The sequence below is a fragment of the Pseudomonas sp. Marseille-P9899 genome (genome assembly GCF_903166565.1).
GTDB lineage: Bacteria > Pseudomonadota > Gammaproteobacteria > Pseudomonadales > Pseudomonadaceae > Aquipseudomonas > Aquipseudomonas huaxiensis.
In genome coordinates this window covers 1,181,177-1,196,854 of record NZ_CAESCG010000002.1, presented here as the reverse complement: position 1 = coordinate 1,196,854, position 15,678 = coordinate 1,181,177, and the positions used below count along the sequence as shown (strand labels likewise).

At 63.9% G+C, this 15,678-nt stretch carries 16 protein-coding genes; 12 read left to right on the top strand and 4 right to left on the bottom strand.

Annotation, left to right across the window (positions count from 1 at the left end; all coding sequences use genetic code 11):
- The first annotated feature begins 23 nt into the window (after window positions 1–23).
- Window positions 24–1,634, top strand: coding sequence for an inorganic phosphate transporter (locus tag HWV67_RS14805; RefSeq protein WP_175651763.1), 1,611 nt, complete (start codon window positions 24–26; stop codon window positions 1,632–1,634).
- Here HWV67_RS14805 and HWV67_RS14800 read toward each other — a convergent pair whose 3' ends face one another.
- On the bottom strand, window positions 1,635–2,708 hold the full coding sequence (locus HWV67_RS14800) for a sigma-54 interaction domain-containing protein (protein WP_175651762.1): 1,074 nt from the start codon (window positions 2,706–2,708) through the stop codon (window positions 1,635–1,637).
- Window positions 2,709–2,995: 287 nt separating this feature from the next.
- Here HWV67_RS14800 and HWV67_RS14795 point away from each other — a divergent pair, with 287 nt between their 5' ends.
- Window positions 2,996–4,219 carry a lipase family protein gene (locus tag HWV67_RS14795; RefSeq protein ID WP_175651761.1) on the top strand — a complete coding sequence of 408 codons (1,224 nt, stop codon included), beginning with the start codon at window positions 2,996–2,998 and terminating at the stop codon, window positions 4,217–4,219.
- A gap of 10 nt (window positions 4,220–4,229) precedes the next feature.
- Window positions 4,230–5,417 (top strand): LLM class flavin-dependent oxidoreductase, encoded by a 1,188-nt coding sequence (locus tag HWV67_RS14790; RefSeq protein WP_175651760.1) that lies wholly within the window; start codon window positions 4,230–4,232, stop codon window positions 5,415–5,417.
- 63 nt (window positions 5,418–5,480) lie between these two features.
- Here the strand turns inward: HWV67_RS14790 and hpaA are convergent, their stop codons facing one another.
- The gene (hpaA, locus tag HWV67_RS14785; RefSeq protein WP_175651759.1) at window positions 5,481–6,383 is read right to left on the bottom strand and encodes a 4-hydroxyphenylacetate catabolism regulatory protein HpaA; all 903 of its coding nucleotides are present in this window, start codon (window positions 6,381–6,383) and stop codon (window positions 5,481–5,483) included.
- Between the two features lie 157 nt (window positions 6,384–6,540).
- On the opposite strand from hpaA, the gene HWV67_RS14780 reads away from it, so the two are divergent.
- The 8 genes from HWV67_RS14780 to hpaI all read left to right on the top strand — a co-directional run bounded on the left by HWV67_RS14780 (window position 6,541) and on the right by hpaI (window position 13,905).
- On the top strand, window positions 6,541–7,212 hold the full coding sequence (locus HWV67_RS14780; RefSeq protein ID WP_110973091.1) for a fumarylacetoacetate hydrolase family protein: 672 nt from the start codon (window positions 6,541–6,543) through the stop codon (window positions 7,210–7,212).
- A complete protein-coding gene (locus HWV67_RS14775) occupies window positions 7,212–7,985 on the top strand; it encodes a fumarylacetoacetate hydrolase family protein (protein WP_110973090.1) in 774 nt (257 codons plus the stop codon). The genes HWV67_RS14780 and HWV67_RS14775 overlap by 1 nt, the downstream gene beginning before the upstream one ends.
- A 5-nt stretch (window positions 7,986–7,990) precedes the next feature.
- Window positions 7,991–9,451 (top strand): 5-carboxymethyl-2-hydroxymuconate semialdehyde dehydrogenase, encoded by a 1,461-nt coding sequence (gene hpaE, locus HWV67_RS14770; protein WP_095159794.1) that lies wholly within the window; start codon window positions 7,991–7,993, stop codon window positions 9,449–9,451.
- A gap of 199 nt (window positions 9,452–9,650) precedes the next feature.
- On the top strand, window positions 9,651–10,508 hold the full coding sequence (gene hpaD / locus HWV67_RS14765) for a 3,4-dihydroxyphenylacetate 2,3-dioxygenase (RefSeq protein WP_175651758.1): 858 nt from the start codon (window positions 9,651–9,653) through the stop codon (window positions 10,506–10,508).
- 17 nt (window positions 10,509–10,525) lie between these two features.
- The gene (locus HWV67_RS14760; RefSeq protein WP_175651757.1) at window positions 10,526–10,918 is read left to right on the top strand and encodes a 5-carboxymethyl-2-hydroxymuconate isomerase; all 393 of its coding nucleotides are present in this window, start codon (window positions 10,526–10,528) and stop codon (window positions 10,916–10,918) included.
- Between the two features lie 50 nt (window positions 10,919–10,968).
- Entirely contained in the window at window positions 10,969–12,273 is a 1,305-nt protein-coding gene (locus HWV67_RS14755) for an MFS transporter (protein WP_175651756.1), read from the top strand.
- 11 nt (window positions 12,274–12,284) lie between these two features.
- Window positions 12,285–13,088: a 2-oxo-hept-4-ene-1,7-dioate hydratase gene (gene hpaH, locus HWV67_RS14750; protein ID WP_110973086.1), complete on the top strand. Its 804-nt coding sequence runs from the start codon at window positions 12,285–12,287 to the stop codon at window positions 13,086–13,088.
- A 13-nt stretch (window positions 13,089–13,101) separates the two neighbouring features.
- On the top strand, window positions 13,102–13,905 hold the full coding sequence (gene hpaI / locus HWV67_RS14745; protein WP_175651755.1) for a 4-hydroxy-2-oxoheptanedioate aldolase: 804 nt from the start codon (window positions 13,102–13,104) through the stop codon (window positions 13,903–13,905).
- A gap of 113 nt (window positions 13,906–14,018) precedes the next feature.
- Here the strand turns inward: hpaI and hpaR are convergent, their stop codons facing one another.
- Complete coding sequence (gene hpaR, locus HWV67_RS14740) at window positions 14,019–14,444, bottom strand: homoprotocatechuate degradation operon regulator HpaR (RefSeq protein ID WP_175651754.1); 426 nt, start codon at window positions 14,442–14,444, stop codon at window positions 14,019–14,021.
- A 211-nt stretch (window positions 14,445–14,655) separates the two neighbouring features.
- Between hpaR and HWV67_RS14735 the strand changes: the two genes are divergently transcribed.
- Window positions 14,656–15,021, top strand: a complete 366-nt coding sequence (locus HWV67_RS14735; RefSeq protein ID WP_095159801.1) for a cupin domain-containing protein — start codon at window positions 14,656–14,658, stop codon at window positions 15,019–15,021.
- A 60-nt stretch (window positions 15,022–15,081) separates the two neighbouring features.
- Here HWV67_RS14735 and HWV67_RS14730 read toward each other — a convergent pair whose 3' ends face one another.
- Window positions 15,082–15,660, bottom strand: a complete 579-nt coding sequence (locus HWV67_RS14730) for a TetR/AcrR family transcriptional regulator (protein ID WP_175651753.1) — start codon at window positions 15,658–15,660, stop codon at window positions 15,082–15,084.
- Between the last annotated feature and the right edge of the window lie 18 nt (window positions 15,661–15,678).

Here is a 15,678-nt window from a genome sequence, read left to right as displayed (position 1 = left end):
GAAATTCCACCCCGGACCCTCTCATGACGACCCAGACCAGCGCTATCCCCCCCGTGGACGCGCACGTTGCATCCCCTCTCAAGACGCGTTCGAGCCGTACCCCTACCGTCCTGTTCTTCAGCCTGTTGATCGGCGCCCTGCTCTACACCGCCTGGAGCCTGTTTCGCGACATCGATGCCAGCGGCACGGTGATCACCACCTGGACCCCGTTCCTGCTGCTCGGCCTGGCGTTGTTGATCGCCCTGGGCTTCGAGTTCGTCAACGGCTTTCACGACACCGCCAACGCCGTCGCCACGGTGATCTACACCCACTCGCTGCCGGCGCGTTTCGCGGTGGTCTGGTCGGGCTGCTGGAATTTCCTCGGCGTGCTGTTTTCCAGCGGCGCCGTGGCGTTCGGCATCATCGCCCTGCTGCCGGTTGAGCTGATCCTGCAGGTCGGCTCCTCGGCCGGCTTTGCCATGGTTTTCGCCCTGCTGCTGGCGGCGATCATCTGGAACCTGAGCACCTGGTGGCTGGGTTTGCCGGCGTCTTCGTCCCACACCCTGATCGGATCGATCATCGGCGTCGGCGTGGCGAATGCGCTGATGCACAGTCGCGACGGCACCAGTGGCGTCGACTGGACCCAAGCCAGCAAAGTCGGCTATTCGCTGCTGTTTTCGCCACTGATCGGCTTCGCCTGCGCCGCGCTGTTGTTGCTGGCCTTGCGCAAGCTGGTCAAGCACAAGGCGCTGTACCAGGCACCAGTGGGCAACACGCCACCGCCGTGGTGGATTCGCGGCCTGCTGATCGTCACCTGCACCGGGGTGTCCTTTGCCCACGGTTCCAATGACGGGCAGAAAGGCATGGGCCTGATCATGCTGATCCTGGTCGGCACCCTGCCGATGGCCTACGCGCTGAACCGCACCATGCCGGAGGAGCAATCGCAGCAGTTCGTGGCGATGGCCGAGACCACTAGCGTGGCGTTGGCCAGCCATGCCAGGCAAGCAGCGCCCGCCGATGCGCGACAGACCCTGACCGCGTTCATCCGCAGCCCCGCTCCGAGCCCGGAACTGATCCCCGCGCTGGCCGAACTGGCTGGCACGATCGGCCGCCAGGTGGGCAGCTACGGTTCGCTGGCCGGCATTCCGGCCGAGGCCATGGGAAACGTGCGCAACGACATGTACCTGACCAGCGAGGCGATCCGCCTGATGGACAAGCACAAGCTGCTGGATGTCGATCCCGACACACGGCGCACCGTGCACCTGTTCCAGAAGCAAGTGGACGACGCCACCCGCTTCATTCCGCTGTGGGTCAAGGTGGCCGTGGCCATCGCCCTCGGGCTGGGCACCATGGTCGGTTGGAAGCGCATCGTGGTGACGGTGGGCGAGAAGATCGGCAAGACCCATTTGACCTACGCCCAGGGAGCCTCCGCCGAGCTGGTGGCGATGTGCACCATTGGCGCGGCGGACCATTTCGGTCTGCCGGTCTCGACCACCCACGTGTTGTCGTCGGGGGTCGCCGGGTGCATGGTGGCTAACGGTTCGGGCCTGCAGGGTCGGACCATCCTCAACCTGGCGATGGCCTGGGTGCTGACCCTGCCGATTTCGATCCTGCTGTCGGGCAGCCTGTACTGGCTGCTGACCCGCCTGATCTGATCAGATCTGCGCCGTGTCGCTGCGGCGCAGTTCACCGATTTTCTCCAAGCGTGCCCGGACGATATTGCGGCTGATGTTCAGCAGCCGCCCGGTCTGCAACTGGTTGCCGTGGCAGAACCGGTAGGCGGTGCGGAACACGGTTTCTTCGATGTGCTCGTAGAGGTCCGGAATGTTCTGTTCGAACAGCGCGGTCAACGCCGCTTCCAGATCCGGCGGTGCAGCCGGCAGGCGCAGCGGCAAGGCGTGTTCCTCGACGCGCACACCCATCGGACGCATGTCCACCAGGTGCAGGTCGCCCGGTTGCACCACCTGCTGACGGCAGACCAGCAAGGCGTGGTGAATGGCGTTTTCCAGTTCGCGGATGTTGCCTGGCCAACTGTGCGCCAGCAGCTTGCGTTCGCTTTCCAGACTCAGGCTGGCGCGGCTGTAGCCGAGGCGCTGGCAGTGCTCTTCGACGAAGAATTCCGCCAGCGGCAGGATATCGCCCGGCCGCTCGCGCAGAGGCGGCAGGCGGATGGTCGCGACGTGCAGGCGGTAGAACAGGTCTTCTCGGAAATTGCCCGCCACCACGGCGTCGGCCAGGTTGACGTTGGTTGCCGCCACCAGCCGCACATTGATCGGCACCGGTGTGCGCGAGCCGAGGCGCACCACTTCGCGCTCCTGCAGCACCCGCAGCAACTTGACCTGCATGTTCAACGGCAGATCGCCGATCTCATCGAGGAACAAAGTGCCGCCGTTGGCCGCCTCGAACCAGCCGGCCTTGGCGTTGGTGGCGCCGGTGAAGGCGCCCTTCTCGTGGCCGAACAGTTCGCTCTCCACCAGGCTTTCGGCGAAGGCCCCGCAGTTGACCGCGACGAACGGCTCGCGACCGCGTCGGCTCAATTGATGAATATGGCGCGCCACCAGCTCCTTGCCGGTACCGGTCTCGCCGATGATCAGCGTGTTGGCTTCGCTGGGCGCCAGGCGCTCGATGCGGCTGAGCAGTTCCTGGGACCGAGGGTCCTTGAACACCAGTACGGTGGCGCGAACGGATTTGGTCAGCTCGCGAGCGTTGGGATGGGTAAGCAGCGACATAAAGGCATTCCTGGCATGGGTGGCGCGCCTTCATAGTGCACGAAACAAATTAGAACAAATAATTATTAATTTGCATTTGAATATTCTAAAAAAAGCTAACCGATCAAACTGCTGCTCCAGCAGCAACCGGGCAACACCCGTTGCTCAACGGCCAGCACGCCAGGCAACAGTGGCGCTTCCGTATTTCTTCTGAAAGCCCTGCGATCCGTGGCTTACAGCCTATTTCCAGACAATTGGCATGGGTTTCGCTCTAGGGCTGGGGACTGCCTTTTCTTCAAGGACCCTTCATGAAACTCCCGCACAAGCTGGCCTACGGGCTGAGTCTGCTGACCCTCTCCCTCAGCGCCTTCGCCGCCGACACCTACGCGCCAAAACCCGACCCGCAGCAAGGCGATGGTCGTGTCTCGGCGTTCTACACCTGGGAAAAGGCCATTCCGGCGACACCGGGCAAGCTGCTGCGCAGCGAGCCTCTGGAAAACACCCTCGCCCTGCCCGGCTCGGCGAAGCAACTGCGCATTCTCTACAGCTCCACCGACGGCATCGACGGCAAGACCCCGGTGGCGGTGTCCGGCGCGCTGTTCATTCCGCAGGGCAAGGCGCCGGAAGGCGGCTGGCCGGTGGTCACCTGGGGCCACGGCACCGTTGGCGTGGCGGACATCTGCGCGCCGTCCTGGGCCGGGCGTTCGTACCGTGACGTGCAGTACCTGGCGCGCTGGCTGAGCGAGGGCTACGCCATCGTCGCCACCGACTATCAGGGCCTCGGCGTCCCCGGCGGACATCCGCTGCTGAACAACCGCATGGCCGCCTACGGCATCCTCGATGCAGCGCGGGCGGTGATCGGCGGCGTGCCGGGGCTGGCCAACAAGGTGCTGGTGCTCGGACAGTCCCAGGGTGGCGCCGGCGCCTTCGCCTCGGCCGCCTACGCGCCGACCTACGCCCCGGACCTGGGCCTGAAAGGCAGTGTCGGCACGGGCGTGATCTACACCGTGGGCGAGAAAAACGTCGGCGAGCAGGACCCGAACAAGGTCGACGCCGCCCTCGCCTACGGCTTCTACACCCTGCTCGCGGCGCAGCAGTACAACCCGGACATCAACCCGCGTGACTTCTACACCGACAAGGCCCTGCCGCTGTTCGAACAGGCGCGCACCAGTTGCCTGTCGTCGCTGGTCTCGGACGTCATTGGCACCGGCCTGACCCCGGCCAACAGCCGCAAGGTCAACGACGGCGCACAACTGAAAGCCTGGCAGGCGCAGGTCAGCTACCCGACGCTGAAACTGGCGCAGCCGATCTTCATCGGTACCGGAGCCGAGGACAAGACGCCCGCCGCCTCCACCCAGGTGGCGCTGATGCAGGACGCCTGCAACGCCGGCTCGGTGGTCGAGGGCCATCTGTACAAGGGCCTGGGCCACAGCGAGACGGTGAACGCCTCGCTCAAGGACTCGCTGCCGTTCGCCCGCAAGGTGTTCAGCGGCCAGCCTGTCGCCCCCGTCTGCAACCCCACCGTGCAATAAGGACTTCGCCATGAGTATCGAATTCTTCACCCGCCTGCCCCTTCACGGCGAAACCCAGTTCCTCCCCGGCGACCCGCGCAACCGCGGCGACTGGCATGCCGGCAGCGACAGCACCGGCGCGGTGTCCGGCTTCAGTGTCGGCGACCACTTCACCTACATCGATTACCTCGGACAGATCGCCCGGGCCGCCGAGATCAACAACTTCGGCGGTGTGCTGATGGTCAACGCGCCCTACGGCGAAGAGCCGTGGACGGTGTGCTCGCTGCTGGCCCGGGAAACCCGCACGCTGAACTACGTGGCGGCGTTCCAGCCGTACCACTACACGCCGTGGGTGGCCGCGCAACAGGCCGCCACCTACCAGCGCGCCACCGGCAACCGGCTGATCTGGAACATCATCAACGGTGGTTCCGACACCGTGCAGCGCCAGGTCGGCGATTTCAGCGACCACGACGAGCGCTACGCCCGCGCCACCGAGTTCATGGATGTGGTCAAGGGCTACTGGCACTCGGAAGACTTCCACTATGACGGCGACTTCTACAAAGCCCAGGGCGGCGGCCTGCGCGGCCCGCAGAAGAAAGCCGAGTTGCCGCTGATCTGCACCGCCGGCTCATCGAACGCCGGCCGCGAGTTCGCCGCCAAGCACGCGGACTTCTACCTGATGCGCGCCGAGCATCCGGACGAAATTCGCAAGCTGATCGCCGATATCCGCGCGCGGGCCTTGAAGTACGGGCGCAGTGATATCCGCTTCGGTTTGTCCATCGACGTCATCACCCGCGAGACCGAGGAACTGGCGCATGTCGAAGCCAAGCGCTTCTTCGATGAAGGCGTTGCCAAGAACACCATCAAGGCCGCGGCCGCGCACGCCGGACTGCGCAGCGCGCGAAAGCTGAGCTATGAAGAGGAATACGGCAGCCGCGAGGAAAGCCGTCAGTTCGATGACTTCTTCATCTACCCCAATGTCTGGGCCGGGTTCGGCTACATCGGGATTCCGCCGGGGCTGGCGCTGGTGGGCAGCTACGAAAACGTGGTGGCGCGGATTCGCGAGTACAACGAACTGGGGATCGATGTGTTCTTCCTGGCGGGGTATCCGCATCTGGAAGAGGCGTATCGGTTGGGGGAACACATTCTTCCGCACTTCCGCGGGGAGCGGGAAAAGCTGCGGCGGGTGGCGGTGCCTGAGCTGAAAGTGGCTGGCTGAGAAATCTGTCTGGCTTTTCCGGCCTCATCGCCAAACTGCGGCGATGAGGCCAACACCATCACCTCAACGCAACCCACCCTGCCGCTGCCGATACTCCCCCGGCGTCATCTGCGCATACCGCAGAAAAAACCGGCTGAAATACGCCGGGTCCTTGAACCCCAGGCTGTAGCAGATCTCGTTCGCCGAACTACCGGTGAACAACAGCAGCCGCTTGGCTTCCTGCATCAACCGCTCCAGTACCAGACGCTTGGACGGCAGGTCGGCGATGCGCCGGCAGATGTCGTTGAGCCGCGCCTCGGTCACGCCAATCCCTTCGGCATAACGCGACAACGGCCAGTGCTCCAGATAATGCGCTTCGATCAGTTCGTTGAAGCGATGGAAAATCAACAAGTCCTCATGCCGCGTGGAGCGCGCCGGCAGTGAGCGGGCACACAGGCGCAACAGGCTGATCATGATCAGCCGCGTCAGGCTGTGCAGCGCCGCGCCGCGACCCGCTTCGTCGCCATTCACTTCGCCATGCAGCAATTCGAACAGCCGTTCCAGTCGCTGCGCCTCCACGGCGAAATTACCCTCCAGCCCCGTCAATGCCACACACGCCGGCGCCACTTGCGGTCCCGGCGCGAGCGCCGGGTCGGCTTCGAGTAACTGCCACACAAGCTGCTGGCGCACGGTCAGCACGTGGCCGTCGGCGTCCGGCTCGGTGACGAACGAATGGGGAATGGTCGGCGGCGTCAGGAAGAACATCGGCCCGGATTCGACGTACTGCCGGTCATCCAGATAGACCCGCACCGTGCCCGACTTGACGTAGTGCACCTGGAAAAAACGGTCGTGCCGGTGCACCGGCATATTGCGACCGAAGAAGCCCGCCAGGTTGCCGAGCTTGTCGTAGTGCACTTCCGAATCGCTGTAGCGCTGGTCGTAGACCTGACCGATGTTGATGTTGGGGATCGGCGTGCGATCGCTCATGGCTCTGTACCCGTACCGCTTGTTGTTCTGCGCGCAGCTTACCGCTGCACGGATGAAACGGCAGCTTGCATTTCATTAACATCTTAATTATAACGTTAACACATTAACAATTATTCCCGCGGGGCGCCCGATGCCCTGCCCTTGCCAGGAGAAGAGCATGAGCCGTGCCCTGCATGACGCTGCCACCGGCACCCTGTTCGGCGTTGCGCTGAACTACAAGGGTCTGCTGGAACAGCGTCTCGCCGAATTCGAACAGGCGCCGTACCAGAAGCCACCGGTCAAGCCGGTGCTGTTCATCAAGACCCCTAACACCCGCAATGGTCACGGCCAGCCGGTCATCTATCCAAAGGGCGTCGAACACCTGCAGGCCGGTCCGGCACTGGGCGTGGTCATCGGCAAGCGCGCCAGCCGCGTCAGCGCCGAGCAGGCCCTGGAACACGTTGCCGGTTTCACCATCGTCAACGAATTCAGCCTGCCGGAAGAGAGCTACTACCGCCCGGCGGTCAAGGCCAAATGCCGCGACGGTTTCTGCGTGATCGGCCCGGAACTGGTGCCCGTCGAGCAGATCGCCGACCCGCACAGCCTGGACATCCGCCTGTTCATCAACGGCGAAGTCCGCCAGCAGAACAGCACCGCCAACCTGGTGCGCGGTATCCCGCAACTGATCGCGGAAATCACCGAATTCATGACCCTGCATGAAGGTGACGTGCTGATCACCGGCACCCCTGAAGGCCGCGCCGACGTCAAGCCGGGCGACCACGTCGAAATCGAGATCACCGGATTGGGCCGCCTGGCCAACCCCATCGTTGCCGAGGAGGAGTCGCACTGATGAAACACGCTCGTATCCGTTTCCAGGGCGATGTCCACGCGGTCACCGTCGAAGCCGACAACGCTGTGCGCCTGGCCGATGGCCGCCTGATCGCCGAAGACCAGGTGGAGTGGCTGCCGCCTGCCACCGGCAGCATGTTCGCCCTGGGCCTGAACTACGCCGACCACGCCGCCGAGCTCGCCTTCGCGCCGCCGACCGAGCCGCTGGCGTTCGTCAAATCGCCAGGCACCTACACCGGCCACAACCAGATCACCTGGCGCCCGGACAACATCAAGTACATGCACTACGAGTGCGAACTGGTGGCCGTGATCGGCAAGCCGGCGCGCAACGTCAAGCGCGAGGACGCCCTCGAGTACCTGGCCGGCTACACCGTGTGCAACGACTACGCCATCCGCGATTACCTCGAGAACTACTACCGCCCCAACCTGCGGGTGAAGAACCGTGACGCCACCACCCCGGTCGGCCCGTGGATCGTCGATGTGGCCGACGTGCCTGACCCGACGAAGCTGACCCTGCGCACCTGGATCAACGGTGAGCTGAAGCAGGAAGGCACCACTGCGGACATGATTTTCGACATCCCTTACCTGATCGAATACCTGTCCAGCTTCATGACCCTGCAACCGGGCGACATGATCGCCACCGGCACGCCGGAAGGCCTGGCCGACGTGGTGCCGGGCGATGAAGTAGTCGTGGAAGTGGAAGGCGTGGGCCGTCTGGTCAACCGAATCGTCAGCGAAGCCGAGTTCTTCGCTCAGTACAACAAAGAGGCATGAGCGACATGATCAAGCACTGGATCAACGGCCGTGAGGTCGAAAGCAAAGACACCTTCGTCAACTACAACCCGGCCACCGGCGAAGCCATCGGCGAAGTCGCCAGCGGCGGTGCCGAGGAAGTCGCCCAGGCCGTTGCCGCGGCGAAAGAAGCCTTCCCGAAATGGGCCAATACCCCGGCCAAGGAACGCGCCCGCCTGATGCGCAAGCTGGGCGAGCTGATCGAGCAGAACGTGCCGAAACTGGCCGAGCTGGAAACCCTCGACACCGGTCTGCCGATCCACCAGACCAAGAACGTGCTGATCCCGCGTGCCTCGCACAACTTCGATTTCTTCGCCGAAGTCTGCACCCGCATGGACGGCCACACCTACCCGGTCGACGACCAGATGCTCAACTACACCCTGTACCAGCCGGTGGGTGTGTGTGGCCTGGTATCGCCGTGGAACGTGCCGTTCATGACCGCCACCTGGAAGACCGCGCCGTGCCTGGCACTGGGCAACACCGCGGTTTTGAAGATGAGCGAACTGTCGCCACTGACCGCCAACGAACTGGGTCGCCTGGCCGTTGAAGCCGGCATCCCTAACGGCGTGCTGAACGTGATCCAGGGCTACGGCGCCACTGCCGGCGACGCGCTGGTCCGTCACCCGGACGTGCGGGCGATTTCCTTCACCGGCGGCACCGCCACCGGCAAAAAAATCATGCAGACCGCTGGCCTGAAAAAGTACTCGATGGAACTGGGCGGCAAGTCGCCGGTGCTGATCTTCGAAGATGCCGACCTGGAGCGCGCGCTGGACGCCGCCCTGTTCACCATCTTCTCGCTGAACGGCGAACGCTGCACCGCCGGCAGCCGGATCTTCATCCAGGAAAGCGTGTACCCGCAGTTCGTCGCTGAATTCGCCGCCCGCGCCAAGCGCCTGATCGTCGGTGACCCGACCGACCCGAAAACCCAGGTCGGCTCGATGATCACCCAGGCTCACTACGACAAAGTGACCGGTTACATCCGCATCGGTATCGAGGAAGGCGCCACCCTGCTCGCCGGTGGTCTGGAGCGTCCGGCCAACCTGCCGGCGCACCTGGCCAAAGGTCAGTTCATCCAGCCGACCGTGTTCGCTGACGTGAACAACAAGATGCGCATCGCCCAGGAAGAAATCTTCGGCCCGGTGGTCTGCCTGATCCCGTTCAAGGACGAAGCCGAAGCGCTGCAACTGGCCAACGACACCGAATACGGCCTGGCTTCGTACATCTGGACTCAGGACATCGGCAAGGCCCACCGCCTGGCCCGCGGCATCGAAGCCGGCATGGTGTTCATCAACAGCCAGAACGTGCGCGACCTGCGCCAGCCGTTCGGCGGAGTGAAGGGCTCGGGTACTGGTCGCGAAGGCGGTCAGTACAGCTTCGAAGTGTTCGCCGAGATCAAGAACGTGTGCATCTCGATGGGGAGCCACCACATTCCGCGTTGGGGTGTGTGATTCCGCTTCGGCCCTTGGGCTGAAACAGGATCTGTGAGCTGTACCTGTGGGAGCGAGCTTGCTCGCGAAGGGCTGCGCAGCAGCCCCAAATCGGTGTTGGATTTGCGACCGCTTTGCGGTCGTTCGCGAGCAAGCTCGCTCCCACAGGGGAACTGCAGCGCGAGAACAAAAGAAGAACAACAGAATCAGGAGTTCCATCATGGGCGAAGTCGTCCTGGCAGCCAAAGTCTGCCACGTCCCCTCGATGTACCTGTCCGAACTGCCGGGCAAGCACCACGGCTGCCGTGAAGCGGCCATCGCCGGGCACAAGGAAATCGGTCGCCGGGCCCGCGAACTGGGCGCCGACACCGCGGTGGTGTTCGATGTGCACTGGCTGGTCAACAGCGCCTACCACATCAACTGTGGCGAGCACTTCAAAGGCGTCTACACCAGCAACGAGCTGCCGCATTTCATCAAGGACATGGAATTCGAATACCCCGGCTGCCCCGAACTGGGCGAGCTGATCGCCGTCGAGGCCAACGCCGCCGGCGTGCGTACCCAGGCCCACAACATCCCGAGCCTGGAGCTGGAATACGGCACCCTGGTACCGATGCGCTACATGCACATGGGCGTACCGGAAAACGAGCGCCTGAAAGTGGTTTCCATCGCCGCCTGGTGCGCCTGGCACCGCCTCGAAGACAGCCTCGCCTTCGGCGCCGCCGTACGCCGCGCCATCGAAAAGAGTGACCGCAAGGTGCTGGTGCTGGCCTCCGGCTCTCTGTCCCACCGCTTCTCCGACGACCGCAACGCCGAAGCCAACATCCACAACTGGACCCGCGAATTCGACAAGCAAGTCGACATGCGCGTGGTGGAGCTGTGGAAGCAAGGTCGCTTCAAGGAATTCTGCGCAATGCTCCCCGACTACGCCGCGCACTGCTACGGCGAAGGCGGCATGCACGACACCGCGATGCTGCTCGGCCTGCTCGGCGGCGCCGACTACGACAAACCGGTGGAAGTCCTGACCGAAGCCTTTGGCAGCTCCGGCACCGGCCAGATCAACGCAATCTTCCCGGTCTGATTTTTCAAGGAGTTCCCATGCCGCACTTCATCGCTGAAATCACCGACAACATCGAACAGCAGGCCGACCTGCCCGCCCTGTTCGAAAAAGTCCACGCCACCCTCGGCGCCAGCGGCGTGTTTCCGCTGGGCGGTATCCGCAGCCGCGCGGTGCGCCTGGACACCTGGCGCATGGCCGACGGCAAGCACGATTACGCCTTCGTCCACATGACCCTGAAAGTCGGCCACGGCCGTGATCTGGAAACCCGTACCCAGGTCGCCGAGCAACTGTTCGCGGTCATCACCGAGCACTTCGCCGCACTGCAGGCCGAGCGTCTGCTTGCGCTGTCGTTCGAAATGATCGAGCTGCACCCGCAACTGAACTTCAAGCAGAACAACGTCCACGCGTTTCTCAACAACCAGGCGGGCTGAACCCTCCCGCCTGTAACACCCACGGCCACTCTGACAAAAAAGAAAAAATCATGAGCACAGCCAATACCGCAGATACCGTAGCACTCGGGTGTCAAGACTCGACCCACTCCACCATCACCTGGCGGCTGATGCCGTTGCTGCTGGTGTGTTACCTGTTCGCCCACCTGGACCGCATCAACATCGGCTTCGCCAAGATGCAGATGAGCACCGACCTGCACTTCAGCGACACGGTGTATGGCTTCGGCGCCGGCCTGTTTTTCATCGCCTACGCAATGTTCGGCGTGCCGAGCAATATGGCCCTGGACCGTGTCGGCCCGCGCCGCTGGATCGCCACGCTGATGGTGGTCTGGGGCGCCCTGTCCACCAGCATGCTGCTGGTGGAAACCTCCACCGGTTTCTATGTGCTGCGCTTCCTCCTGGGCGTGGCCGAGGCCGGTTTCTTCCCGGGCATTCTGGTCTACCTCAACCGTTGGTACCCGGCCCGTCGCCGCGCGCAGATCACCGCGCTGTTCGCCATCGCCGTGCCCATGGCCGGTGTGGTCGGCGGCCCGCTGTCCGGCGGCATCCTCGAACTGTTCCATGACGCCGCCGGCCTGCGCGGCTGGCAGTGGATGTTCCTGCTTGAAGGTGCTCCCGTCATCCTGCTCGGCCTGGTGGTGCTCAAATGCCTGCCGGACAACTTCAACAGCGTCAGCTGGCTGAGCGACGAGCAGAAACGCGGCCTACGCGAAGAGCTCAACCAGGAAGAACAACGCAAGTCGATCACCTCCTTCGGCGGCCTTTTCAGCGATCTGCGGGTCTGGCTGCTGGTCGCTGTGTATTGCGCAGTGATGCTGGCGGTGAACACCCTGGCCTTCTGGATGCCGACCCTGATCCACGGCGCCGGCATCGGCAGTGACGGCCGCGTCGGCCTGCTCAGCGCCGTGCCGTATCTGGCGGGCTGCTTCTTCATGATCGCCTGCGGCCGCTCCTCGGACCGCCGCCGCGAGCGCCGCTGGCACCTCTGCGTGCCGCTGCTGATGTCCGCCTTCGGGATCGCCGTGGCCGGTATCGCGCCGGACAACGCCATCCTGGTGATGGGCGGCCTGATCATCGCCGGCATGGGCGCCAGCGCCGCACTGCCGATGTTCTGGCAATTGCCGCCGGCCTTCCTGTCCAACACCACCCAGGCGGCGGGCATCGGCCTGATCAGCTCGCTGGGTAGCATCGCCTCGTTCGCAGCGCCGTACCTGATCGGCTGGATGCGCGACACCACCCACAGCGCCAGCCTCGCCCTGTACGTGCTGGCCGTTTTCATCACACTCGGCGGCCTGCTGGTGCTGCGCACCAACGCCGCCACCGTCAACCCTCAGTAAGAGATTCGATCATGCTCGACCACAGCCAGATCCTCAGCGCCGCGGCCCAACTGGACCGGGCCGAACGCAACCGCGAACAGGTGCGCCAGTTCTCCCTGGAGCACCCCGCCATCACCATCGAGGACGCCTACGCCATCCAGCGCGCCTGGGTCGCGCAGAAGATCAAGGACGGGCGCAAGCTGGTCGGTCACAAGATCGGCCTGACCTCCCGCGCCATGCAGGTGTCGTCGAACATCACCGAGCCGGACTACGGCGCGCTGCTCGACGACATGCTGTTCGAAGAAGGCACCGACATCCCCTTCGAGCGCTTCATCGTGCCGCGGGTGGAAGTGGAGCTGGCGTTCATCCTCGGCAAACCGCTGAAAGGCCCGAACGTCACCGTGTTCGACGTGCTCGACGCCACCGAGTGGGTCATCCCGGCACTGGAAATCATCGACGCGCGCATCCAGCAGGTCGACCCGCAGACCCAGGCCACCCGCAAGGTCTTCGACACCATCTCGGACAACGCCGCCAACGCCGGCGTGGTCATGGGCGGCCGCCCCGTGCGGCCGACCGATATCGACCTGCGCAAAGTGCCAGCGGTGCTCTACCGTAACGGCGTGATCGAAGAGTCCGGCGTCTCCGCCGCGGTGCTCAACCACCCGGCCAAGGGCGTGGCGTGGCTGGCCAACAAACTGGCGCCGTACGACGTCACCCTGGAAGCCGGGCAGATCATCCTCGGCGGTTCGTTCACCCGTCCGGTGGCGGCGCGTCCGGGCGACACCTTCCATGTCGACTACGACATGCTCGGCTCCATCGCCTGCCGTTTCGTCTGATCAGGAGAGTCCCATGGACATGCCCGTCAACCGCTTCAAACAACGCCTGAGCGAGGGCTCGGCGCAGATCGGCCTGTGGCTCGGCCTGGCCGATGCCTACTGCGCGGAGCTGGCGGCCAACGCCGGCTTCGACTGGCTGCTGATCGACGGCGAACACGCGCCGAACGACCTGCGCGGCATGCTCGCGCAGTTGCAAGCCGTGGCGCCGTACGCCAGCGAGGCAATCATCCGCCCGGTGATCGGCGATACCGCGCTGATCAAACAGGTGCTCGACATCGGCGCGCAGACACTGCTGGTGCCGATGGTGGAAAGCGCCGAGCAGGCCCGCCAGCTTGTACGCGCCATCCACTACCCGCCGCAGGGTGTGCGAGGCGTCGGCAGCGCCCTGGCGCGGGCTTCGCGCTGGAACAGCATCCCCGGCTACCTCGATCATGCCGACGCGCAGATGTGCCTGCTGGTGCAGATCGAGAACCAGGAAGGCCTGGCCAACCTGGACGAGATCGCTGCGGTGGACGGTGTTGATGGTGTGTTCATTGGTCCGGCTGACCTCAGCGCGTCCATGGGCCATCGGGGCAACCCGGGGCACCCGGACGTGCAGGCCGCGATCGAAGACGCCATTGCGCGGATCAACAAGGCCGGCAAGGCGGCGGGGATTCTCAGCGCGGATGAAAAGCTCGCGCGGCGCTATATCGAACTGGGCGCGAAATTCGTTGCGGTGGGTGTGGATACCACCGTGCTGATGCGCGGGTTGCAAGGGTTGGCGGCGAAGTTCAAGGATGGGCAGGTGGCACAGCCCACTTCCGGCGGCGTTTACTAGTTTTTGGGGGCTGCGTTGCAGCCCTTCGCGAGCAAGCTCGCTCCTACAGGTTTCACTGGCCCTCGTAGGAGCGAGCTTGCTCGCGAAGGACCGCGCAGCGGTCCCAAAGCCAGCTACCGCCTTACTTGCTTCAACTCATCCAGCAACCCCAACAACTGCTGCAACTTCTCCTCACCAAACTGCCCCTGCAAGCGCTGGTAGTTGGCCTCCATGCACTGGCTCATCGAGCCGAATATCTCCTCGCCCTTCTCCGCCAGTTCCACCAGCACCCGGCGCTGGTCGGTTTCGGCGCGGCGGCGGTTGACCAGACCGGCCGCTTCCATGCGCACCAGCACCCCGGTCATGCTCGGCTTGAGAATGCAGGCCAGGTCGGCCAGACGATAAATCTCCATTTCACCCTGCTGGCGCAATATGCGGATCACCCGCCACTGCTGCTCGGTCAGGCCGTGTTCGTTGAGGGAAGGTCGGAAGAAGCGCATGGCGGCTTCACGGGCTTGCAGCAGGGTCAGTGTCAGGGACTGACGAGGACGGCTGGACATGGTAATTCAGGTTGCTCAGGTTATTTTGTTAACACTTTAACAAAAACCATGCCGCACAACAGTGCCGCACCGCACCTGGCACCGTAGATCAAATGGGCCGGCACAGACGATCAAGACATTGCTGCGGCCAGAAGCGTTAATGAGCGACATAACGCGCCCGACACACGGCCGCCGCAGCACCCTTTCTTCCATTGTTCAAGGAACACCTGCCATGACCCTGACCGCCAACCAACTGAACATCCAATTGAGCGAACTGGACGCCTGGGGCACCGTTGCCGACCTGGGTTCGGAAATCCTCGAAGGTGAAGTCCGCGCCTTCGGCAAAATGACCTTCGGCGCGCCGACCGACGCCATCAGCAGCGCCTACTTCGGCACCACCCAGGGCAAATTCCGCATGGTCTACCCGTTCAACGAACAGGCCGTGGTCGTGACCGGCGCCGTGCGCCTGACCGACGAAAGCACCGGCCAGGTCACCGAATACAAGGCCGGTGACAGCTGGTTCGTGACCAAGGGCACGCCGGTGCTGTGGGAGATTCTGAGCGAGAGCTTCGTGAAGCATTACTTCGCAGTAGCCTGAACAGTCATCGCTGGCAAGCCGGCCGGGCGGCCCGCTTGCCGGCGATGAGTTCCTGAAGACCTACACCGCCCCCTGCAACGACCCCGCAAAGATCGTCCACATCGCCCTCAACCGGCGCTCATACGCCGCCTGCCCGGCATAGATCAGCTCGACGATCAGGCTGTCCACCACGCCCAGATAGGCATCGACGAACAGTTCCTGACGCTCGTCATCCAGCTTCGGCAACTGCCGCTGCAGAGCCTTGCCGAACACCTCGCCCATGCGCTCCAGATAGCCTTCGAAACCCGCCGAGATCATCGAGCGCAGTTCCACCGGCGGAAAGAACGCCGCCCGCAACAGAAAGCGCAGGTGCGCCGATTCCAGGTAGCGCTCGGACAGGCAGCGGGCGTACAGCGCGCCCGGCAGCCCTTTATCCGCAGCGAAGCAGCCTTCCACATACAAGCGCTCCGCTTCAAGCGCCCGCTCGAAGACTGCTTCGAAGAGGTCGTCCTTGCTGCTGAAGTGGGCGTACAGCGATGGCTTGCGCATGCCCACCGCCACCGCGATGTCGTTGAGCGAGGCGGCGTCATAGCCGGACTCGGCGAACTGCTCGACCGCCACCCCGCAAATCTTCTCCGCCGAAGGCGAAAGGGTTCTCATGCAACACGTCTCCAATCA